Source organism: Acinetobacter sp. ANC 5054 (genome assembly GCF_002135295.1).
In the GTDB taxonomy this organism is placed as follows: Bacteria; Pseudomonadota; Gammaproteobacteria; order Pseudomonadales; family Moraxellaceae; genus Acinetobacter.
Window position 1 is genome coordinate 1 of record NZ_NEGG01000012.1, and the last position, 23,210, is coordinate 23,210.

Consider the following 23,210-nt stretch of genomic DNA (forward strand, 5'->3'; position numbering starts at 1 on the left):
TATATTACGCTTTCTTTTCAGAAAGTCAACTAGCAAATCAAATTATTTTAAACTTTCTTAACAAAACCCAATCTAAACACTTCGTGCTAAGTTGCTGTTTTATCAGAAGTTTTAATCTTCATTACCGCCGATGGATGTGCATTCTACAGCATTTCAGTACCGTTGCAACACCTATTTTTAAATATTTCTTTCGAGCGGGTGTTTTTTACTCAAATTACATTTTTTTATTCAATTTTTAATCAAATTTGCTTTAATAGTAATTATTCAAGATTATTTGAACGTTTTTACTTATGATACGGCAAACACTTTTGCTGAGTTAAAAGCGTCAGGACACAATATGCGCCATACTTCTTTTTTATATGCTGGGTTACTGTCTTTTGCTGTAACAGTTCCAGCATTTGCAAATGACGAACCTGCTATAGAAGCTGATAACAGTTCAGAATCTGCCAATAAATCTAAAACACAACAACTTGCGCATACTGCGATGGTCAAATCATCAGAAGTTGCAAAAAAATTATCTATTAATGCGAATGCTGCACAGTCAGACGAAGATAAAGATCCTTTTCAACCCTTAAACCGTCAGGTTTATGCGTTTAATGATTATTTAGATACACATGTCGCACGCCCACTTGCCATTCAATATGTCAAGAAAACACCTCAAGATATGCGTGAATCTTATCGTTCTTTTCGTAAAAACTTGGGTGAGCCTTGGAATGCATTTAATCAGCTTATTCAAGGTCGCCCATCTCGCGCCGCAAAAACATTAGGCCGTTTTACTGTTAATACCTTAACCACACTTGGTTTTGCCGACCCAGCAAGTCGTTTAGGCTTAACATCTGAAGATGAAAACTTTGGTGCGACTTTAGGATACTATGGTATTCCTTCTGGGCCTTATATTGTTTTGCCCGTACTCGGTCCGAGTACCATTCGTCAAAGCATCGGCTTGGCTGTAGATAGTCAAGGCCGCCCTCAAAAATATATGTTAGATGGACATGATGCAGCATATTGGTCAGAGCAAGCTTTACGTGGGATAGATGCTCGTTCACAGCTACTTGATATTGAAGGCGCTTTACAAGGTGACCGATATTCGCAAATTCGTGACTTTTATCTACAACGTTTAAGTTATTCAATTGCAGAAAAGAAAGGCATTGCTGAAGAAAACCTTTTTATTAGTGATGATGATGAAACCTTTGAGGACGATGAAGATAATTCAACCGATACTTCAACTGATGATTCAACCAATGAGTCTACTGAAAATCCAGATGACAATATCGATGACGAGACTGATACCGATATTGTAAATTAAATAATTTTTTCAATTGGCTGGTATGGTTTTTCCCTCCAGCCTTGTTTTGCTTGTTATAGTACGTTTATTCATTATCAAAGGATTCATCTGATTCTTTATGTATTTCATTCAACCTACTCGTGATATTCCGTATTTAGATCAAGTACTTGATACACTTCCGAGTGTTCAAATGATTCACATTGAAGATCTAGACCTATACGATCCAACTATTATTGCTATTGCAGATGTTGCTGATTATTTAAACCATCAGTGGACGATTCCAACTATTGTTCTGGCTTTTGAAAATGAAGGCGCGGCATTGGCGCAAGCATGGCAACAAGGTGCACTAGCTGGCTGGGTATGGAACCATTTACCTGAAAATTTACAAGATGCTTTGATTAAGATTGATGCTCAATATAAACGTAATCAGGATAGCCGAGATTTGCCGTCGGCAGCAGAATTACAAAAGCGTTTATTACCCAATCCCATTGAATTGCAAAATTATAAAGTCGAAACTTTCTTTCAACCATCTGCATATTTATCTGGCGATTGGTACGATTATTGGAAAATTAGCGACAAAGAAATCATTTTCTATTTAGCCGATGTTTCAGGACATGGTGTGACAAGTAGTTTATTGACTTCATGGATGGCAGCGTTCCATGGGCGCTCAAAAACCCCACGTGAGTTAATCAAAAAACTGAATGGCATGTTGGTTCAGGAAAATATTGAAAAGCATATCACCATGATTGCGGGTACATTAAATCTCGAAACGCATGTTTTAAAGTGGTCAAGTGCTGGACACTATCCTCCTGCAATTTTATTTGAACCGGGCTTACCCGCTAAAATTTTAAATACCAGTAGTTTTCCGCTTGGCTTGACTGAAGATCTAGAAGTTGAAGAGTTTGAATTTACCTTAAATCGCTACTCACGCTTTGTAATTTGCTCAGATGGTGCACTCGAACCTTTTGATGGCGGACTGAATGAACAACTTGGTCAATTGGTTTATCATTTGCAAAATCAATCATTTCAGGCACCTGACCATGTTGCCGATGATATTGCCATTTTAAGTTTACGTCGAATCAATTAACCCTAAAATCAATAATTTAACCACATAAGACTTTCTTACGATACTCACCCACTTGAGTAAGCGTTGGCCCTATGGGATAATTTACTATCCTTCTCTGCAAATGGCATTTATATGTCAACAGGTCATGTTGAATATGCAAGCTTGAACGGAACGCATATTTTTAAGCTCATTGGCGAAGTGCGTGCCCAATCTTGTATTAGTCTAGACAAATTACTGAACAAAATTGAACAGCAACAAAATGTAGTTGGTGCAATCGTTGATTTAACCCAAACGACATTTATTGATAGTACCGTTCTCGGCATTCTTGCCAAGCTTGGTTTGAAACTGAAACAAGTTCATCATATCCAAGCGGTTATGCTGTCTACAAATTCTGATATTTCAACGCTTGCAAATAGCATGGGCTTGGGTCAGGTGTTTGTCATCTTAAATTACTGTGGTGATCCAAGTGTATGCACGCGTGCGCTCATGGAAGAACACATCACACATAGCAACATGCTAAATACAGTTTTAGATGCGCATAAAACGCTGATGAAGCTAAATGACAGCAATCAAAATATGTTTGAGCCTTTGGTGAAGCAACTGCAAAAAGAGCAGGAAAATCTTGACCAAACAAGCCAGCAAAAAGCTTAATTCATAATAAAAAGAATGGATATACTCGCCTCATGCCTTTAGTTTCCGTTGCACAAATGAATTCACAAAATGACATTGAAGAAAACTTCAAAGTGATTGAATCGTTGATGCAACAAAGTCAGGCGCAAGGCGCGAGTCTCATTGTGTTTCCTGAGAATTTTGTATGTTTTGCTGCTGGAAAACAGCGTGAAACTGCCGCTCAGTTTGAAAGTATTCAACAACGTTTGGAACAACTGGCACACCAATATCAACTATGGATTGTTGCGGGCACACTACCGTGCCCTTTTCGCCCTGACGGTTCAGTGATTCAAGATGGTCGTGTTCGTACTGTAAGCTTATGTATTAGCCCAGAAAAAACTGAAGCACGCTATGACAAGATTCACCTCTTTGATGTGCAAGTCGGTGATGCTGTAGGGGGTTATCAAGAATCTAAATTTTTTGAACCCGGCACAGATCTTGTCGTTGCCAATACCCCTTTTGGCAATATTGGTTTGATCGTCTGCTATGACCTTCGATTCCCAGAACTTGCACTGAAACTACGTACAAAAGGCGCGAATATTTTGACTGCGCCTGCAGCATTTACTTACACCACAGGGGAAATGCACTGGCAACTGCTTTTACAAGCACGAGCAATGGATACCCAATGTGCTGTTTTAGGTTCTGCGCAACAAGGTTGGCATGGAGAAAAGCGTCAAACTTGGGGACATACGGGCGCAGCCAATAGCCATGGTCAAATACAAAATATCATTCAGACCGAAGGTGCTGGCTTAATTACCGTACCATTTGATTTGTTGGAACAAACAAAAATCCGTGAATCGATGCCACTGATGCAACATCGTGTTTTAGTGCAATACTAAATTTCAAAGCGTTGTATTGATTAAAATTACAAAAAAACTGAATATTAATTAAGCAAAATCCCACACGATAAGGTTCTAAGCAATCATCATAGGGATTACAAAAAATGACTTTAGAAAAAGCTGTTTATACTGCCCATGCCAAAGCAACAGGTGGCCGCGATGGTCGTGCAACGACTTCTGACGGTCATTTAGATGTACAACTTGCCGTGCCTAAAATTATGGGGGGCACAGGCAATGGAACCAATCCAGAACAATTATTTGCTGCGGGTTACTCTGCCTGCTTTTTAGGTGCAATGAAATTTGTGTCAAACCGAGACAAACTCAATATACCCAAAGATGCGTATGTTGAAGGCGATGTCGGGATTGGTCCGATTCCAACAGGATTCGGGATTGAGGTTACTTTAAATATTCACCTAGAAGGGATGGATGCAGCTGAAGCGAAAAAGCTAGTCGATGCGGCGCATATTGTCTGTCCATACTCCAATGCCACACGTAATAACATTAATGTAACGCTGAATATTGTGACCGAATAAATCATCCGATCTATTATAAAGCTTGAGCACTTCTGGTTTAAACCAATAACAAGGGGTGCTCATTATCAAATATCATTCCAAGTTTGCATTATTCATCATCGTTCATTGAAAGCAGATACGTTAAATCTCTAATTCTCAAATGCTTTAAATCTTGTTAAAATAAAACTGATTCTCATTTACGTTTTTTGTGCTTCTTATGCTTTTACTCAAACCTCTCCTTGTCACTTCTTTATTATTGAGTATTTCAAGTTTGTCTTTTGCCGAACTCACTATTTCTGAAAAAGTTCGCCCACTGATCAACTCTCAGGTTAATCCCAATATTCAACGTTTAGATATTCCACCTACACCTGGAAATATTTCTTTACCGTCTTTTGGTCAAGGTATTATTGGCTGGGGCACAGGTCCTGACGGTGCAGAAGCGCGCTTAAACAACATCACCAAAGCTGACGTTGATAAGCTCAAAACGCAAAATGTGACTTTAGAAATGATTGAGACTTGGCAGAAGTTTTATGAAAATGAAACCCAGCGCAATGGTGGCAACCCCACTGCTCCATTTCGCGCACAATTGATGAAAAAAATAGTTAGTTTGTGGTAATGCTCGTATTCAAAATAGCTCACGAAAGTGGGCTATTTTTCTAATATCAAACAATAAAAATCGACTTATCAAATCATGTTTAAAATTAAAAAAAACGTTATATTGAGCCATCTAAAAATATTAATCATAAAAAACTTAATTGATTAAAAGACTTAAAATGAAAAAAATCTTTTCAATATTCACGATCAGTCTTGCACTTACAGCATGTAACCAAACACCTACCGCTGATTTTTCAGGAGAATGGAAACAAATCCCTGAAACTGACAGTCTGCGTAAATTAACGATTTCAAAACAAGACGATGAATATCAAATTAAAGATGAGTTTTGGCTTAATAAAAATAATACTGAACGTACATCAAGTGCGGCTTCAGGCCTCGCTGAACAAGATCATGAGGTCTTAAAATACAAAGATAGTCAACAGATTGAACTTAAACTGACCGATGCAACGCATCTCACCCTAACAGACAGAGAATATGATGCTGTCATTCATTTTGAGAAAATAAACTAATTAGAAAAAGCCCCGAAATTTTTCAACGATTTCGAGGCTTTCTTATCAGACTGACTTTCTTCTAAAAACTTTTATTCAGCAGCTTCGTTCGTTACACGTAAAACCTCTTCCAGCGTTGTTTTCCCTGCGAGCACTTTACGTAATCCATCATCACGAATTGAACCTGCACTTTCTCGCACATGATTTTCCAATTCAAATTCAGCCGCATTACTATGGATCAAACGACGCGTGTGCTCATCAATCGGAACAATTTCATAGATTGCCGTACGGCCAGTAAAGCCCGTATGCGAACATTGTTCACAGCCTTTGGGTTGCGGTAGTTGTAAATCAGCCGAGGTATCAAGATGTTTGAATAACGCTTTTTCAAAATCATCTGCAATGTGCCACGTTGCACAGTGTCGGCATAAGGTTCGCACAAGTCGCTGTGCTACCACGCCAATGAGTGAGCTTGAAAGTAAAAAGGGTTCAATCCCCATGTCTTTTAAACGAGTCACTGCACCAATTGCAGTATTGGTATGTAGCGTTGACAGCACCAAGTGACCTGTTAATGATGCTTGTACCGCAATTTCGGCAGTTTCTAAATCACGAATCTCACCAACCATCACGACATCTGGATCTTGACGAAGCATGGCCTTCAAAGCACGTGCAAAAGTCATATCCACTTTGGTATTGACCTGTGTCTGCCCAATCCCTTCCAATTGATATTCAATAGGATCTTCAGCGGTCAAAATATTTTTTGAACCGTCATTTAAGTCCGATAGTGCTGCATAGAGTGTGGTGGTTTTACCTGAACCCGTTGGCCCAGTCACTAAAATAATGCCATGCGGACGATGAACCAATTGCTTAAGTCGGTCATAGTCATGTTGCATCAAACCCAAATGTGTCATGTTTAAACGCCCTGCTTGTTTATCAAGCAGACGCATTACGACACGTTCACCATACGAAGATGGTAAGGTTGAAACACGCACATCAACTTCACGCCCTGCAAGACGCAGCGAAATACGACCATCTTGCGGGATTCGCTTCTCCGCAATATCAAGTTTGGCCATGACTTTAATACGTGACACTAAAAGCGGTGCTAATTCACGACGTGGCTGCACAATTTCTCGTAATTGCCCATCTACACGTAAGCGTACAGATAATTTTTTCTCGAAAGATTCAATATGAATATCTGATGCACCGACACGAATGGCTTCAGAAAGTAATGCATTAATTAAACGGACAATGGGCGCATCATCTTCCTGATCCATCAAATCTTCAGCTTCAGGCACCGAGTCTGCAAGACTCAATAGATCTGGATGATCCTCCAGACCCGCAGCAACTTGTTGCGACTCTCCTGTATCCCCTGCAAAACTTGAACTGAGTAATTGATTAAATTCTTGTTCTGTACACAATTGATATTGTGCAGGATGGCCTAGATATCGACGTGCTTCTTGCAATGCCAAGAGTGGCGTGCTGTTACGACGTACAATAAATGCTTGATCACCCTCATATCGAAGCAATACGCCATGACGCTTGGCAAAACTATATGGTATTTGTAATTGTTTAAGTACTTGCATCACGCATTATAATGATGAAAAAAGTTGTTTTGAGTGTACTCTAAGCATCTGACAGCGTGAAGTCTGTTTTTAGGATTTATCAAGATAAGGGAAATACGCATTGCCATTACAGAATGAATTCTCAGAAAAAGAATCTCCAAAACTCAAGTGGTGGGGTGAATATCAATTCGAGCTAAACCATCCACAAAGCTGGCAGTTTGGATCGCTTTTGTTTCGCGTGACGCGTGGTATGCAAGAGTGGCGCATGGAATATCATCGCCCGACTTTTCAATTTGACTATGAACAGCAATGGCATCAAATATTTGACCCTGAGTTTGGATTTCCACAACCCGTGAAAATGGAACGTTATATGTTCCGTCAGACGCATGATAAAATTCAAATCATGCCTCGTTTGGCAGATCGTTCTGTGGTGATTAAACCTGTCGACCCGATTTATATTCCTGCAGGTCAACGCGGTACTTTATATATCAGCACCCCACTTTGGGTTGCAGGCTTTGTTGAAGGCTTAAAAGAACCTTTATTTGATATTCCTGTCATTTTACCTAAAGATACTTGGTTTGGGCCGAACCATCGTATGGGCGAAGTGTGTTATGCCACCGCTGTAGATGGCCGAACTGAATTAAAACAACTTAAACCCCGAGCTTTTCGAGCAGTCACGCCCATTGAATTTCATAATGTTAGCAATGAGCAAATCCGTTTTGACCGTATGAATGTCCCTGTGCCAGCACTGCCTTTATTTTATAGTGAAAGTACTGGACGACTATGGACTTCACAAATTCGGGTTGTACATGAAGGAACCGATAAACCGCCTCGGATTAAAATTGAAAACCGCACACCACCACAGGCAGGTGATGTGACCTATTTACATCCTCCCCGTGAATCTGCCCATGTGCTGTTCAATATGTTTGATTCATTTTTCTAAGAGCGAATTATGGCAGATTTAAATATTTCCAAAGAGATCACCAATAGCCTTAAAGGAATGGTCAATAACCTCAATACTGACCGTCTGACCGAATTATTGGTTGCAGTACTACTCGGTGTGATTGGTTTTGTCGCTGCCCGTTTTATCTCGAATACCTTTATTCGCACGGTCGGCATGCGCTTCAACGCCCATCAGCAATTGGTTTGGCGTCGCGGTATTTTCTATTTTATTTTCCTGATTTTTGTTATGGCAAGCCTCAAGGAAGCAGGTTTTAAACTCAGTGTCTTCTTAGGTGCAGCGGGGATCTTAACGGTTGCTCTGGGTTTTGCTTCGCAAACCTCTGCCTCCAACTTAATCAGTGGTATGTTCTTGATTGGTGAAGGTTCATTTGAGGTGGGTGATACCATTCAATTGACTCTAATTCGTGGTCATACCATTGAAGGTGAAGTAATTTCGATTGATTTACTCTCGGTGAAATTACTCACACAGGACAATGTCTACGTGCGTTTACCCAATGAACAGTTAATTCGCGCCCCCGTACAGAACCTGTCTAAATTTCCTATTCGGCGTATACCAATTACGCTCGCCCTTAATTTTCATGAAGATATCATTAAAGTTCGTGAAGTTTTATTAGATGTTGTGAGCAAATATCCATTAGTCCTCGCAGATCCAAAACCTGCCGTGACTGTGACGGCTTTTCGTGAATCATCTATTGAATTGTTATTTGCAATTTGGTGTAAACGTGAAAATTTCTTAAAAGTACGCGATGAAATGCATGAACGGATTCGTAATGGCTTCTTAGAAAATAAAATTGAAATTCCTGTACCGAAAATGGGCTTTGTAGATCACCCTCTCTCGCCCCAAGCCTTTGAAGCAGAAGTTGATCAATATGCCAATAAAGAAGAGATAACACGCGAACCGAAACTTTAATTTAAAAAGCCCAATCTTTGAATAAAATAGAAGATTGGGCTTTTTATCATCTACTTGTTATAGACATCGACCTATACGGCTTAGTGATCTAGTAACTAATGTTACGCAGTATCATCAAAAGCGCAATTTGATACAAATAAAAGAGCGATACGCGGTAACGTCATCCGCAATTGTTTGAGATAGGACGACTTCTAATCAAAAATGTTTTCGCAATACTTTGAATAATTTAACGCTAGTGAACGAGTTTTGCGGATGACAATGGTTTTCTTGCGGAGCATTGCTCCTCATTTTGCCTAATGAGAAGCGTGGCTTCGTAAGAGTACCTCTAGCCGAAGGCTAATCTCCTTATTCAAACCCTAGATGTAAGACTCCGTAGAATTGATTTAAAAATTATTTTAAAAATGCGAAATTACTTTTATAGGCGTAACATCAGTGAATAACTTCAAGAACTTCATCATGGTTCAATCTTGTCATTAGGCATTGGTGCAATATACGCAATGAGTAACATTGCAGATCCTGCTGCCATAAATGAAATGACGCGCATTAATGTTCCGACATGAGATAAATCCAATAACACCAACTTCAAGGTCACAATCACCAAAATACTGCCACCAAGCAACCATACTGGACGTAATTGGCGTTGACTGGCAAGACGCATACTGACCAAAGCCAAACTTACCCAAAGGATAGTAAAGCTCAGTTGTACCGTGGCATCACGCCAAATCTCTAAACTGTTATAAGGCGTATCCACATAAATATGTAATGCACGCAGCACCACATAACTACTGAGCCACAACAAACCAAGCACACTCAATAATGCCCCCATACTCCGATCTAGACCTGATTTTAATTGTTGGTTGAGCATCCATAAGAAGCCCGCCAGCATCAGTAAACTCACCAAGTCAAAAGGGTTTAATACAGGAAGGAGATATCCCATAAAGGCTTGCTGACTAAACAGTTGTGAACAAACCATCCAAATTAAAGTCAGAACTAAGGTACTTCTTGCCTGCCAAAAAACTTTCCATGTCTCTTGTGTGGTTTGCCAATAACACCAAGCACAAAACAATAGCGGCAAAATTACCACACTGATATAGGGCATACTTGGCAGCAAAGTCAGACTGGTCCATGCAAGACTCGAGAGAATCCCAAAACTTACCCATTCTTTTTCTTCACGTACACCAAATAAAGGTCTTAACCAAAACACCGTTAGCAGCACGCCAGTTATCGCAAAATAAAAGCGCTCAGATGGACTATTCCAGACCAATTGCCCTAGCTCACTCACATCTACAATTTGGTATACACCCAACACATAGACAGGAATTAGCCCTGTCCATTTGATCATCGACCAACTCCACGCTGCCTTACGCCACAGTAAGATCTCATTCATAAGCACATAGAATAAGCTCACAATGAAAAGTGTCTGCACCATTTGTTGTGAGGTCGTTAACCAGTCGAGGATGAGCATCAATAGCATGCAGGTTGCAGACAACATTTGCACACACTGAAACGCAATGGTTGAGGTTGAAAGCTGCCGATGAAATGATGGAACGGCATGTGTGACTAAGATCGCAGCAAAATAACTCAGACAAACACCCCAATAAATTTCACTGGGAAAACGATTAAGTTCAACGAAATAATACAGACTTGAACAGCCCGCCATAACCAGAAGCGCCATCGCCAAATAACGACTGATGGCAGAATGACGATATAACGCAAATATAAAAATAGCTGCGCCCTCAACCGCCCAGCCCACCACACTCCATTTTTCAGGTAATAAAATGGGTGGGATGAGCGCCAAAAAGATCAGCATTAAGCTGAAATAGCTTTGTGCAATAAGTTGAACTGCGTGACTTCGCTGACTCAGTTGATATAGCCCTGCAAATACTGCTGCAAATAAAAAGCTGAATCCAGCTTGCCAAGCTGTATCGTCAAAGAACATCAAATATAAAATGAAATATGCCACCAAAGGTGCAGCAAAGATGAGCCCGATATCTAAGACCGGCTTTAAGTTAAATTTTGCTAAATCTTGTTGTGCCAGTAATTGACTGAATCGAAAACCCAGCCAAATAAAAATAGCTGCATGCGCCAATACCAAAGCACTCATGACATAACGTTCGCTACTGTACCCCTGATAAAAAGCATAACTACCACCGACCAAAACCGTCATAAGAAATGCGATTTGATTGAGATATTTCCATGGTCGCAAGGTACTCAAAATCGCAACCGCAATATTAATCCCTAAGTAATAAGCAACCAGTTCGGTGGCAGTCGCATCACGCACAGGTAAGGTAAAAGGTGCGATATAGGCGATCAACATTGCCATAATGGCCAATTCAACCGACTGTTGTTTCAAACTCAGCCAAATCGTCAGCAGCATAATGCCCAAATACACGGCACTTGCCACTGCAAAACTTGCGATTACAGCATTGTAGTAGGCAAAAAATAGCGTCAAAAATAATGCCGCGAAGCCCAAGCCTTCAAGTGCCAGACCAAAACTCCGATTCTTCGGCTGCATCCAATAACCCAGAAATACGACAACAGCGCTCACTGCGCTTACAATTAATAATTTAAGTGCAAGACTAAGCTGCCAATGTTCGGTAGCAAACCGTAGTAATAGCACAATGCCAATCACCAAAACCAATACAGCCACTTTTAACACAGGGTTACCTTGAAACAACCACTGTTGGATTTGAGCTGAAAGACTTTGATTTGATGTTTGTGCTTCGGACGTTTTTTGATTATTCGCGATTAAATGCAAAGTAGACGCTTCGGAAAAGTGCCCTGCTTGATCAACTTTCGCATTCAATTGTGCTTCGTTTATAGTTGCTTGATTGGCGTAGAGCTGTTGGACGTGCAAAACTTGCCTTTCGAGGCGTTTCAACCAACGTAAAAATACAAAGACCCAAGCCGTAATACCAAAACCGATTAAATAATTCAGCTCAGCCAACACACCGACAACAATAATCAATGCGGCAATATAGAGTGGAATTTTTGATGTTAAATTAGAAGATACTTGTGGCTGTGTTAACCCATTGGCTACGTGCTGTAAATCATCGACATAACTCATGACACTGATAATAAAAGCAACGCCACTGATGTAGGTCAGCACACGCACATCTAAATACCATGCCGTAATACCCACCATAATCAACATCATCAGCCAAATTAGCCTGATTTCATTATTCTGTTTCAGCATACCTGCTTCGTCATTATTCTGAATGCTTCAATGATACATGAGCCTGACAGATGCTTTGAAAATATTCATCAGTGATTCGGTAAGTTACATATACAATCTAGAATCAGCGTGCGTGCAAAAAATCACGTACAATAAAACCGTTTTCTGGATTAGGAATTTTTCAATGCCGCCATTTGTCTTGGTCGACGGGTCATACTTTTTATATCGCGCCTTTCACGCACTCCCCCCTTTAACCACGTCAACTGGATTGCATACCAATGCCGTCCGCGGTGCGATTTCTGCCATTCAAAAACTGATGCGCCGAACTCAGCCGACGCATATGGCCGTCATTTTCGATACGCCAGAACCGACCTTCCGTCATGAACTTTCACCGATTTATAAAGGTGACCGTCCTGCAATGCCTGAAGAATTATCTCAACAGATTCCTTATTTACATGCGCTGATCCGTGCTTTGGGTATTCCACTGCATATGCTACCGGGCGCAGAAGCCGATGACATTATTGGTACTTTAGCTAAACGTGCTGAAGCCAAAGGTTATCAAGTCCTGATCTCGACTGGCGATAAAGACATGGCGCAGTTGGTCACTGAAAAAGTGACACTTGAAGACAGCTTCAAAGACAAACCGATGGATGTACAAGGTGTTTTTGATAAATTTGGCGTTTGGCCGAATCAAATTATTGACTACCTCACCCTCATGGGCGATGCCTCTGATGGCATTCGAGGCGTGCCGGGTGTCGGTGCAAAAACTGCGGCAAAACTGCTAACCGAATATGGTTCAATTGGCGGCATTCTAGAAAATGTCGACAATATTAAAGGCAAAGTCGGTCAAAATATCAAAGACAATGTTGAAGGTATTGCGCTTGATCACCAATTGGCGAGCATTGTTTGTGATCTCGACATGGGATTGAAATACGAAGATCTAAAACTAGCTGATCCAAATATTTCGGCACTACGTGATTTATATACTGAACTGGAATTCCGTAATCAACTGCAATCACTTGATCACCCCAACAATCCGAATGGCGCGACCTATAAACAAGCCGCTAAAGCCATCAGCTCGACAGCGACTGTTGTGAATGCACCTGAAGTTGAAGATCAAGCGGATAAAACTAGTATCGATGATCAACTCGGTGAAGCACGCTATCACACAGTCCTCAGCCAAGAAGATTGGGATATTTTATTCAAACGCCTGAGCACTGAAAAACGTTTTGCCTTTGATACGGAAACCACGAGTCTGGATTATCGCGTAGCGAAAATTGTAGGTTTCTCTGTGGCACTCGATGCACATGATGCTTATTACGTCCCCCTTGCGCATGACTATGAAGGCGCACCTGCACAGTTAGACCGTGATACGATTTTAAATCAGATCAAGCCTTTACTCGAAGATGACAGCGTTAAAAAAATTGGTCACCATCTTAAATATGATGCACACGTCTTAGAAAATCATGGCATTCATTTGGCAGGTTGGTATTTCGATACCATGCTGGCATCTTATGTGCTGAACGCAGTTGCAACACGTCATGGCATGGATGATGTAGCCCGCCTATACTTAAGCCACCTGACCACAACGTTTGAGCAAGTTGCGGGTAAAGGCGCAAAGCAAAAAACCTTTAATCAGATTGAGCTAGAAACTGCTGCTCACTATGCGGCTGAAGATGCACATGTAACCTATCGTCTGTATGAAGTGCTTGATAAGAAGCTCCGAGTTCATCCTGAACTGATCAATATTTTGCATAATATTGAAATGCCAGTGGCACGTGTGCTGACCTCTATGGAAGAAAACGGCATCGAGTTGGACATGGCATTTCTAGACCAACTGGGTGTGGAGTTTGCCAATACCATTCAAAATCTTGAATCTGAAATTGTGGATATTGCAGGTCAAAGTTTTAATGTCAGCTCACCTAAACAAGTCGGCGAAATTCTGTTTGATAAGTTAGGTTTAAAAGGTGGCAAGAAAACCTCAACTGGTCAATACAGTACCAGTGAAAGTGTTTTGGAAAAGATTGATCACCCGATTACCGATTTAATCTTGGAATATCGTGGCTTATCGAAGCTCAAAAGTACCTATACCGATGGTCTATTGAAGCAAGTGAACGAAGAAACGCATCGTGTGCATACCAGCTACCATCAAGCGTTGACAGCAACGGGGCGTCTATCTTCAACCGATCCTAACTTGCAAAATATTCCTGTACGTGAAGATATTGGCCGTCAAATTCGTAAAGCCTTTATTGCACCCGAAGGTCGTATCTTACTTGCAGCCGATTATTCACAAATTGAACTTCGTTTAATGGCGCATTTCTCGCAAGATCATGCATTGGTTGACGCTTTTAATCACGGACAAGATGTCCATAAACGTACTGCGGCAGAAGTTTTGGGTATTCGACTGGATGAAGTGACCAGCAACCAACGTCGCCAAGCCAAAGCCGTAAACTTCGGTCTACTCTATGGTATGTCTGAGTTCGGTTTAACCCGTCAACTTGGGTTCACTCGTGAAGAATCACGCAACTATATTGGTAAATATTTCCAACGCTATCCGGGTGTTTTGGAATATATGGAGCGCACTCGCCAAGTCGCACGTGAACAAGGTTTCGTTGAAACGATTTTAGGTCGTCGTCTGTATACGCCAGATATTAATGCCAGCAATAAAATGGTGAAACAAGGTGCTGAACGTGCGGCAATTAATGCCCCACTTCAAGGCTCTGCTGCGGACATCATGAAATTAGCGATGATTGCTGTAGATAAAGTCTTACCGAAAGATCAAGCCAAAATGCTGCTACAAGTACACGATGAATTGGTATTTGAAGTCGATGAAGCGATCGCGGACGAGTTATCTACAACACTGGCTGAAGTGATGCAATCTGTGTTGAAAATTTCAGTACCACTTATTGTTGAAGTAGGCAAAGGCAATAACTGGGACGAAGCACATTAATTCAAACACGCCCTCCTCCTTTTAGGGGGAAGGCTGGAATTTTAATTCGCTTTAGATTCCCTATCTTGCTTTCAGAAGGAAGTAAAATTCAGGCCATAAAAAAAAGACTCAACAGAGTCTTTTTTTTATTTCGCTTAACTTATAAACCAGTCAGCAGCGCAATCGCCACTTGCTTCATAATCGTTTCAGCTACAAGCAAAGCCAAAATAGCAAAGATCGGAGATAAATCAATCATGCCCATATTGGGTAAAATGCGGCGGAATGGAGCAAGCAAAGGCTCTGCCAATTCTTGTACCACTTCAATATAAGGTGAACGTGACTGACTAAACATCACCACCCAACTCAAAATAATTGATGCAAAAATGAGGTAACGACAGAAACGAATTAAATCCTGAATCATGGTTACAAAGGTCATAATGATCAGATGGAACGGACTATTGACTGCCACACCAGACAAATACATCAAACCAAACATTTTCAATAAATACAGCACCACAACCAATACCAGTGCTGCAGTATTTACCCGACCTTTCGCCAAAGTTGGAAAAATTCGGCTAAAAATATCGACAATTTTTGTTGCTTTCGCTGTCGCCAAAACCACAGGGTTATAAGGACTTACAGCAGCAAGCTGCATTAAAAAACGGAAAAATACGAGCAAAATTGCAACGTTAATAATGATTCCAAAAATTTGAGCAGAGCCCATACTTGAACTTTCCTAAATCTAATCGAATTATTTAGTGCTTTCGCTTAACTCTTGTGCCAACTCTTGGCTACGCTTTTGTGCAGCAGCCAACGCTGTTTGAATATTTTGCGAGATTTTCGCATGATCAAACACTTCAATCGCTGCTTGCGTTGTGCCATTTGGAGATGTCACATTTTTACGTAGCTCTGCTGGGCTATTGGCACTGGTAATCGCCATTTGTGCAGCGCCTAAAGCAGTCTGTAAAGTCAATGCAGTAGCGACTTTTTCATCCAAACCCATGTTTTTTCCAGCACGAATCATACTTTCCATCATATAGAAGAAGTATGCTGGGCCAGAACCTGACACCGCAGTAACAGCATCAATTTGTGCTTCAGAGTTTACCCAAAGTGTTAAACCTGTAGAAGCCAAAACTTGACTTGCAAGATCACGATCTTCTGCTGAAACAGCTTCGCCTGCATACAAACCATGTGCGCCCGTTTGAACTAAGGCAGGGGTATTTGGCATTACACGTACAATACAATTGGTTTCAAGCAATTTGGCAATCGTTGCAATTTCTGCACCAGCCACAATTGAAATCACCAATTTACCAGCAAGTAAACCTTTTAATGGCGACAAAACATTTGCCAAAACTTGGGGTTTTACCGCAAATAAAACAATATCCGCATCACGAATGGCCGCAACATTATCATCGGTAACATGTAAATCTTTTTCAGCCAAAAGTTCACGCACTTTTTCTACCGGATCTGAAACTGTAATACGTGTAGTCGGGACACCACGTGCAATCAGGCCGCCAATTAAAGCCTGTGCCATGTTACCACCACCAATGAAACTGATATTACAATTTAAAATTGCGCTCATGATTGAAGATCCGATATTGCAGATTTAGCGTGAAGAGATAATGTTGGTAACCAGCCCGAAACTGTACAGTATTCCGACTGTGCTAACCAAAAGCCCTGAGGCGTAAAGACACCTAGCATAACATTATCTCGACTTAATATTTGAATTGTATGACGCTGCCACGGAAAAATTTGCGCCTGTTGAATGGCTTTTTTTAAGGGCCAATTCCCCACACGCCCCCATAAATGAATCTTTTCACCGCCCATACGCGGACTCAGCACCAGTTCCTGATTGAATAATTCAGATGAAAGACCTATTTCTGCTGGCTGAATTTTAAAATGTCCTGCAAGCACCTCTATATCTTGACCATCATTCAATATCAAAGATTGAGGAGCTGTCACCTGGGTTTTCGCTAAATAGTCTGCTTTTGTAACGCGATGCAATTGCTGTTGGAAACGTACATAATAAAAACCATTCCAATGTAGTGCAGCTTGTGAGTCCTCACGCGAAGCAATCACCTCATCAAAGATACGCTGTACCATATCAAAACTTGGACGATACTGCCCTTCGCCTTTCATCCATGCCGATATTAATTGTCGTTGTCGTGCATTGGATAATTGAGATAGTGCTTGTAATTGCAATACGTCAGCTGTACCACATTGCTCTAGATCTTGTACTAGAACCTCTTGCAATATTTCATCTGCATCTTGCATCAAATAACTACTACGAGTCATTGCTTGCTGCATTTTTGGAAAACGCGCAGATAAAACTGGCCAGAGTATTTCTCGACTCCAAGCCCGATCATAATCGATATCAAAATTGGTGAGGTCTTGAATATTTTGCACATCGAGTTGCCCCGCCCATTGGCAAATCTGCTCACGTGTTATATCTAGCAGTGGACGCCAAATCGTCATTTCATCACGAACATCAAACTTTTTCATGGCTGCTAAACCATGCACACCTGCACCAGAAAGCAGGCGTAACATCAAGGTTTCCGCTTGATCTTGCTGATGATGCGCTAAAACGAGAATATCATTGGGATGTAAATGCTGTTGAAAGGCTTGATAGCGTGCAGTACGTGCTTGATTCTCAAGATTACCTGTAGCTACGTGAACAGGCTGAATCACACAAGGAATATGACGTTGCTGGCATTGCGCCATTACAAACTCGCCCCAACCACTACTGGCTGCTTGCAACTGATGGTCAATATAAACTGCCCGAATTTTTTCAGGGCATAGAAACGACATAAGATGCAGCAGCAACATGGAATCCATGCCACCACTACATCCTATTAGAAATCGACTGTGTTCAGGCAGTGCCTGAATTTGACTTAAGCAGTCAGACCTAAATTGTCGCTGCCAAATTTCATTAAACGCTGGTAACGCGCTTCGCATCGTTCATTTGCGTCCATTGGTTGCAATTCTTCTAGAGCCTGCTTCAAGACAGCTTTCAAATCCTGCATCACTTTTTCAGGGTTTAAATGTGCACCTTCAGCTTCGTCCACCACATATTCTACGATACCAATTTTCTGCAATTTATCCGCAGTAAGTGCCAATGCTTCACTTGCTTGTTCCGCTTTTTCAGCAGTTTTCCACAAAATAGAGGCACAGCCTTCTGGTGAAATCACCGAATAAATACTATGAGACAGCATGATCACACGGTCAGCTACACCAATACCGAGTGCCCCACCTGAACCACCTTCACCTAATACTGTTGCTACCACTGGCACTTTCAATGAAGAAAGTTGCGCCAAGCTTGTCGCAATGGCTTCAGCTTGACCACGTTCTTCTGCACCTACACCCGGGTATGCACCCATGGTATCAATAAAAGTAAATACGGGTAGATTAAAACGTTCAGCCATATCCATCAGGCGCTGCGCCTTACGGTAGCCTTCTGGGTTACTCATACCGAAGTTATGTTGTAATTTTTCACGTGTGCTACGACCACGGTGCTGACCCACGATCATCACCGGCTGTCCGTCTAGACGAGCCAAACCACCAATCATGGCACCATCGTCACCAAAAAGGCGGTCACCATGCAAGGCATCGAACTCTGTAAAAATTTCGCCAACATAATCCAAAAACTGCGGACGTTCAGGATGACGTGCGATCTGAACCGTAGTCCAGGCTTTAGATTGAGCTGCTTTATTTTTCATAGGTCGATCATTATCCCTAACTTAACTGGTCTGTTAATTGATAAATTGTTCCGACTGGATATTCAATTCAATATCCCAATGTTTGAATTGCACCTGCTCATCATGCAAGTCTGCAACCAACAAAGGCCACTGTTTGGCATCACCAGAAACTCTAAGCTGCCATTGTTGCGCATTGTCCACGCTTAATTCAATGGCAGGAAGCATCTCATCGCTACGACTATGATTAAGTAAAACTGCTAAACGAAGCAATAGACATAAGTAGACAAGTTTGTTACCACCGACTTTCATCACATCAATGCGCGCATCACTACGTAACTTACGACGATGATGTGCAACCAAGTGTGAAAGATGGTTTTGATCGATTTGAGAGAAGCCTGGAATATCGGAATGTTGTAATAAATAGGCACCATGACGATGATAACCACTATGACTAATCGCTAAACCAATCTCATGCAAATATGCAGCACGGCGTAGTAAATCACTGTCCTCACTGGTTAAGTTCAGTGCCGTTGCGATGCCATTAAACAATTGTTGTGCAGTGTTCACCACACGTTCAGCCTGCTTGGCATCGGCATTATAACGCCCCATTAAGGCATGCACAGAACGATCACGAACATCTTCATGCTGGAAACGACCAAGTAGGTCGTACATCACGCCTTCACGAAGTGCGCCATCCGAATACACCAACTTATCAATATTTAATACATCAAATACAGCATACAAAATGGCAATACCGGCTGGCAAAACTGCTCGACGGTCTTCCTTAAGCCCATCAAATTCCATTTCATTGACATGCTTATATTTCAGCAATTTATCTTTGAGTTTAAATAAGCCATCGCGTGTCAGTTCTTCCTGATCATTGCTCCAGCCCATATTGACGCAAATTTGACGGCAGGCTTTGATCGTACCACTTGAACCGACTACAGTGTCCCAACCAGCAGCTTTATAGGTATTGGCAATACCTGCTATTTCTTTACGTGCAGCATTCACCGCACGGTCAAAACTTTTCAGGTTAATTTCACCATCAACAAAAAAGGCTTTTGTGAATGCCACACAGCCCATTTGCACTGACTCAGTATGGATTGGCTCAAACTCTTCACCAATAATTAACTCAGTTGAACCACCACCAATATCAATGACCAAACGACGACCACTGTTGGCCATGGTATGTGACACACCTAAATAGATCAGACGCGCTTCTTCACGTCCCGCAATAATTTCAATCGGCTTCGGTAAAATTTCAGCCGCTTTTTGAATAAATTCGTGACCATTTTTCGCTTGGCGTAGTGCGTTGGTTGCAACAATACGCAAACGATTGGCCTGAACAGGGTTTAAGCGACCAACAAATCTGGCCAAACATGCCAAACCACGTTGCTGTGCAGCTTCGGTCAAATTCTTATTTTCATCTAGACCGGCAGCAAGCTGTACTTTTTCTGACATTGATGCAACTTTTTTAACTTCCCCATGATCAACACGTGCAATAGCAAGGTGGAAGCTGTTCGATCCCATATCGATGGCAGCAAGTAATTCTTCATCAATTAAAAAATCAGACATTATTCAAAAAAACCTGTTCAGAATTGTGCTTAGATTAATTCACAACCATGCAATTTAAAAGCCATTTATGCAGCAGTATTTAGAATCCAGATAATATTGAGCAGATCGGTCGATAGTCACACACGATCATCGGCATCGTGATCATCCATTAGACAAACCAGTCATTCAGGTTGAAAATTTACATAACCCCCTACATTGTTATAGTTGGCTATGTAATACTTATATACATAGATTCAACCAAAATATTAATTCTGGAGCAAATTCCATGTCTGCCAATATCGTAAACACGACTGATGCAAACTTCCAAGCTGACGTATTAGATTCAGATACCCCTGTACTTGTAGATTTCTGGGCAGGTTGGTGTGCTCCGTGTAAAGCGATTGCACCTGTACTTGAAGTTCTTTCTACTGAATTTGAAGGGAAAGTGAAAATCGTTAAAGTTGATGTTACTTCATGCGAACAAACAGCTGTGAACTACAACATCCGTAACATTCCAGCATTATTGATGTTTAAAAACGGTGAAGTAGTTGCAACTCAAGTGGGTGCAGCACCTAAATCTAAATTGACAGCATTCATTGAAGAAAACATCTAAGTTTTTCTTAAAATAAATGTTACGAAATACGCTGTTATAACAGCGTATTTTTTTTGCCGATAAATTGACAAAAGCCTAGATCTCTCTTATATTGCTTACTCAAGAAATAAAGGATCTCAAATCCTATCATTTTCTTACAACACAACACATAAAATGCCGCTCGGCAACAGAATTGTTTTCACACATCTCTACAAATAACGAATCAGATCTCTGAATTGTTTTGTGCAAATCAATTGCTATCGTTTATTGCATGATTGCGGCCAATTTGTTGCTCCCTTTTCCAACCTGTACCTCAGAATTTTAGATTCTATCTGATCACCTATGAACTTAACCGAACTCAAGAAAAAACCGATTGGCGAACTCATCAAAATTGCCGAGTTTATGGGCCTCGAAGGAATGGCTCGTAACCGTAAGCAAGATATTATCTTCGCCATCTTAAAGCGTCATGCAATGAATGGCGAAGAGATTTTTGGTGATGGCGTTCTAGAAATTCTATCGGACGGCTTTGGTTTCTTACGCTCTGCAGCGGGTTCTTACCTAGCCGGCCCTGACGATATCTATGTGAGCCCATCACAAATCCGTCGCTTTAACCTTCGTACTGGTGACACCATTACAGGTACGATTCGTCCACCGAAAGAAGGCGAACGTTATTTTGCATTATTAAAAGTTAATCAAATTAACTACGACACTCCAGAAAACTCACGTAATAAGATTTTATTTGAAAACTTAACGCCATTATTCCCAACTGAACAGTTGATCATGGAATTAGGTAACGGTACCACTGAAGATTTAACAGCACGTGTCGTTGACTTGGTTGCGCCAATTGGTAAAGGCCAACGTTCAATTATTGTTGCGCCGCCTAAAGCGGGTAAAACAATGTTGCTGCAAAATATTGCGCAATCTATTGTTCGTAACAATCCAGAATGTTTCCTTATCGTTCTTCTTATTGACGAACGTCCAGAGGAAGTAACTGAAATGGAACGTACTGTTCGTGGTGAAGTTGTTGCATCAACTTTCGATGAATCCCCTGCACGTCACGTTCAAGTGGCTGAAATGGTGATTGAAAAAGCAAAACGTCTCGTTGAACATAAAAAAGACGTGGTAATTTTGCTCGATTCGATCACACGTCTTGCGCGTGCATACAACACCGTGATTCCATCGTCTGGTAAGGTTCTTACTGGTGGTGTTGATGCACATGCCCTAGAACGTCCAAAACGTTTCTTTGGTGCTGCACGTAATATTGAAGAAGGTGGTTCATTGACCATCATTTCTACTGCCTTAATTGAGACAGGCAGTAAAATGGATGAAGTGATCTACGAAGAATTCAAAGGTACTGGTAACCAAGAGATTACCCTTGATCGCCGTATTGCTGAAAAACGTGTATTCCCTGCAATGAACATCAAGAAATCAGGTACACGTCGCGAAGAGCGCTTAATGTCTGAAGACAACTTACGTAAAGTTTGGATTTTGCGTAAGCTACTTCATACTCAAGACGAGCTTGCGGCAATGGAATTCTTGCTTGATCGCATGAAAGAAACCAAAACCAATGATGATTTCTTCGATCAAATGAAACGCAAAGCGTCAAACTAAGTTAAAACAATTCTTAAAAGGCCATCTATAACGATGGCCTTTTTATTTGGTTGACTTTGGTTACACAAAGAAACATTTGATCAATCTTCATGTAAACTTATTTTCAAGTGAATGATTATAAAAATATTTTTATTAAAAACCCTATGCTTTTTAGTGGTTTATTTAGCATTTCTCCAATATAAATCTTTTCTTTGATTGTTATTTTCTGTTAAAAAACGGTCAATTTTATGCCTTTTTTCAGTGTTTTTTCAAAGTCGCTAGTAGCATTTCAAAATACTCAGTGATAGCATACACGCAGACCAGTTAGACTGCTCTCTGCATTTTAAATACCTATTCATATAGGCATAATAAAAGCACACAACAGACTAACGCAGGTTATTTTTTAATCTCATATTTAGAGAGTGATGCCATGTTATTCAAAAAAATCGCTATTGCTGCTGCAGTTGCTACTACTTTAGCTTTCGTTGGTTGTGCTAAAAAAACTGAAGAAGCTGCTCCTGCTGCTGCATCTGAAGCTGCTGCTTCTGAAGTTGTAGCTGCATCTGACGCTGCTGCTGTAGAAGCTGAAGCTGCTGCTTCTGAAGCTACTGTTGCTGCTTCTGAAGCTACTGTTGCTGCATCTGAAGCTACTGCTGCTGCTTCTGAAGCTAAAGCTCAATAATCTATACGATTATTCAGTATAAAAAGAGAGCCCTTTGGCTCTCTTTTTTATTGCCTAAAATTTCTAAGCACTTATCACATACTGCTT

20 protein-coding genes are annotated in these 23,210 nt (G+C 41.0%); 13 read left to right on the forward strand and 7 right to left on the reverse strand.

Annotated elements, in window-relative coordinates; translation table 11 throughout:
* The first annotated feature begins 337 nt into the window (after window positions 1-337).
* From B9T33_RS12245 to B9T33_RS12275, 7 genes are all read left to right on the forward strand, one after another.
* Window positions 338-1,306, forward strand: a complete 969-nt coding sequence (locus tag B9T33_RS12245) for a VacJ family lipoprotein (protein WP_086179191.1) — start codon at window positions 338-340, stop codon at window positions 1,304-1,306.
* Between the two features lie 97 nt (window positions 1,307-1,403).
* Complete coding sequence (gigA, locus tag B9T33_RS12250; RefSeq protein WP_086179192.1) at window positions 1,404-2,372, forward strand: RsbU family protein phosphatase GigA; 969 nt, start codon at window positions 1,404-1,406, stop codon at window positions 2,370-2,372.
* A 111-nt stretch (window positions 2,373-2,483) separates the two neighbouring features.
* Window positions 2,484-3,002, forward strand: coding sequence for an anti-anti-sigma factor GigB (gene gigB / locus B9T33_RS12255; protein WP_086179193.1), 519 nt, complete (start codon window positions 2,484-2,486; stop codon window positions 3,000-3,002).
* Window positions 3,003-3,034: 32 nt separating this feature from the next.
* Complete coding sequence (locus B9T33_RS12260; RefSeq protein ID WP_086179194.1) at window positions 3,035-3,859, forward strand: carbon-nitrogen hydrolase family protein; 825 nt, start codon at window positions 3,035-3,037, stop codon at window positions 3,857-3,859.
* 104 nt (window positions 3,860-3,963) lie between these two features.
* On the forward strand, window positions 3,964-4,392 hold the full coding sequence (locus B9T33_RS12265; RefSeq protein ID WP_086179195.1) for an organic hydroperoxide resistance protein: 429 nt from the start codon (window positions 3,964-3,966) through the stop codon (window positions 4,390-4,392).
* 196 nt (window positions 4,393-4,588) lie between these two features.
* A complete protein-coding gene (locus B9T33_RS12270; protein WP_086179196.1) occupies window positions 4,589-4,987 on the forward strand; it encodes a DUF4951 domain-containing protein in 399 nt (132 codons plus the stop codon).
* Window positions 4,988-5,144: 157 nt separating this feature from the next.
* Entirely contained in the window at window positions 5,145-5,495 is a 351-nt protein-coding gene (locus B9T33_RS12275; protein WP_086179197.1) for a membrane lipoprotein lipid attachment site-containing protein, read from the forward strand.
* A gap of 71 nt (window positions 5,496-5,566) precedes the next feature.
* On the opposite strand, the gene gspE is transcribed toward B9T33_RS12275, so the two are convergent.
* Complete coding sequence (gene gspE / locus B9T33_RS12280; RefSeq protein WP_086179198.1) at window positions 5,567-7,054, reverse strand: type II secretion system ATPase GspE; 1,488 nt, start codon at window positions 7,052-7,054, stop codon at window positions 5,567-5,569.
* Between the two features lie 100 nt (window positions 7,055-7,154).
* Between gspE and B9T33_RS12285 the strand changes: the two genes are divergently transcribed.
* Both B9T33_RS12285 and B9T33_RS12290 read left to right on the forward strand, forming a co-directional pair.
* Window positions 7,155-7,976 (forward strand): hypothetical protein, encoded by an 822-nt coding sequence (locus B9T33_RS12285; RefSeq protein ID WP_086179199.1) that lies wholly within the window; start codon window positions 7,155-7,157, stop codon window positions 7,974-7,976.
* A gap of 9 nt (window positions 7,977-7,985) precedes the next feature.
* Complete coding sequence (locus B9T33_RS12290) at window positions 7,986-8,906, forward strand: mechanosensitive ion channel family protein (RefSeq protein WP_086179200.1); 921 nt, start codon at window positions 7,986-7,988, stop codon at window positions 8,904-8,906.
* A 454-nt stretch (window positions 8,907-9,360) separates the two neighbouring features.
* Here the strand turns inward: B9T33_RS12290 and B9T33_RS12295 are convergent, their stop codons facing one another.
* Window positions 9,361-12,102: a DUF2339 domain-containing protein gene (locus tag B9T33_RS12295; RefSeq protein WP_086179201.1), complete on the reverse strand. Its 2,742-nt coding sequence runs from the start codon at window positions 12,100-12,102 to the stop codon at window positions 9,361-9,363.
* Between the two features lie 163 nt (window positions 12,103-12,265).
* Here B9T33_RS12295 and polA point away from each other — a divergent pair, with 163 nt between their 5' ends.
* Window positions 12,266-15,031, forward strand: a complete 2,766-nt coding sequence (gene polA / locus B9T33_RS12300; protein ID WP_086179202.1) for a DNA polymerase I — start codon at window positions 12,266-12,268, stop codon at window positions 15,029-15,031.
* Window positions 15,032-15,170: 139 nt separating this feature from the next.
* Here the strand turns inward: polA and B9T33_RS12305 are convergent, their stop codons facing one another.
* The 5 genes from B9T33_RS12305 to ppx are packed head-to-tail and all read right to left on the reverse strand — an operon-like array spanning window position 15,171 to window position 20,280.
* The gene (locus tag B9T33_RS12305) at window positions 15,171-15,734 is read right to left on the reverse strand and encodes a YggT family protein (protein WP_086179203.1); all 564 of its coding nucleotides are present in this window, start codon (window positions 15,732-15,734) and stop codon (window positions 15,171-15,173) included.
* 27 nt (window positions 15,735-15,761) lie between these two features.
* The gene (gene proC / locus B9T33_RS12310) at window positions 15,762-16,592 is read right to left on the reverse strand and encodes a pyrroline-5-carboxylate reductase (RefSeq protein WP_086179204.1); all 831 of its coding nucleotides are present in this window, start codon (window positions 16,590-16,592) and stop codon (window positions 15,762-15,764) included.
* The gene (gene tilS / locus B9T33_RS12315; RefSeq protein ID WP_086179205.1) at window positions 16,589-17,965 is read right to left on the reverse strand and encodes a tRNA lysidine(34) synthetase TilS; all 1,377 of its coding nucleotides are present in this window, start codon (window positions 17,963-17,965) and stop codon (window positions 16,589-16,591) included. The genes proC and tilS overlap by 4 nt, the downstream gene beginning before the upstream one ends.
* Entirely contained in the window at window positions 17,902-18,726 is an 825-nt protein-coding gene (locus B9T33_RS12320; protein ID WP_086179206.1) for an acetyl-CoA carboxylase carboxyltransferase subunit alpha, read from the reverse strand. Before B9T33_RS12320 ends, tilS begins: the two co-directional genes overlap by 64 nt.
* Before the next feature lie 33 nt (window positions 18,727-18,759).
* A complete protein-coding gene (ppx, locus tag B9T33_RS12325) occupies window positions 18,760-20,280 on the reverse strand; it encodes an exopolyphosphatase (protein WP_086179207.1) in 1,521 nt (506 codons plus the stop codon).
* A gap of 265 nt (window positions 20,281-20,545) precedes the next feature.
* On the opposite strand from ppx, the gene trxA reads away from it, so the two are divergent.
* From trxA to B9T33_RS12340, 3 genes are all read left to right on the forward strand, one after another.
* Window positions 20,546-20,872, forward strand: coding sequence for a thioredoxin (trxA, locus tag B9T33_RS12330; RefSeq protein WP_086179208.1), 327 nt, complete (start codon window positions 20,546-20,548; stop codon window positions 20,870-20,872).
* Window positions 20,873-21,193: 321 nt separating this feature from the next.
* Window positions 21,194-22,462, forward strand: coding sequence for a transcription termination factor Rho (gene rho / locus B9T33_RS12335; protein ID WP_086179209.1), 1,269 nt, complete (start codon window positions 21,194-21,196; stop codon window positions 22,460-22,462).
* Window positions 22,463-22,871: 409 nt separating this feature from the next.
* Window positions 22,872-23,123 (forward strand): hypothetical protein, encoded by a 252-nt coding sequence (locus B9T33_RS12340; protein WP_086179210.1) that lies wholly within the window; start codon window positions 22,872-22,874, stop codon window positions 23,121-23,123.
* The last annotated feature ends 87 nt before the right edge of the window (window positions 23,124-23,210 follow it).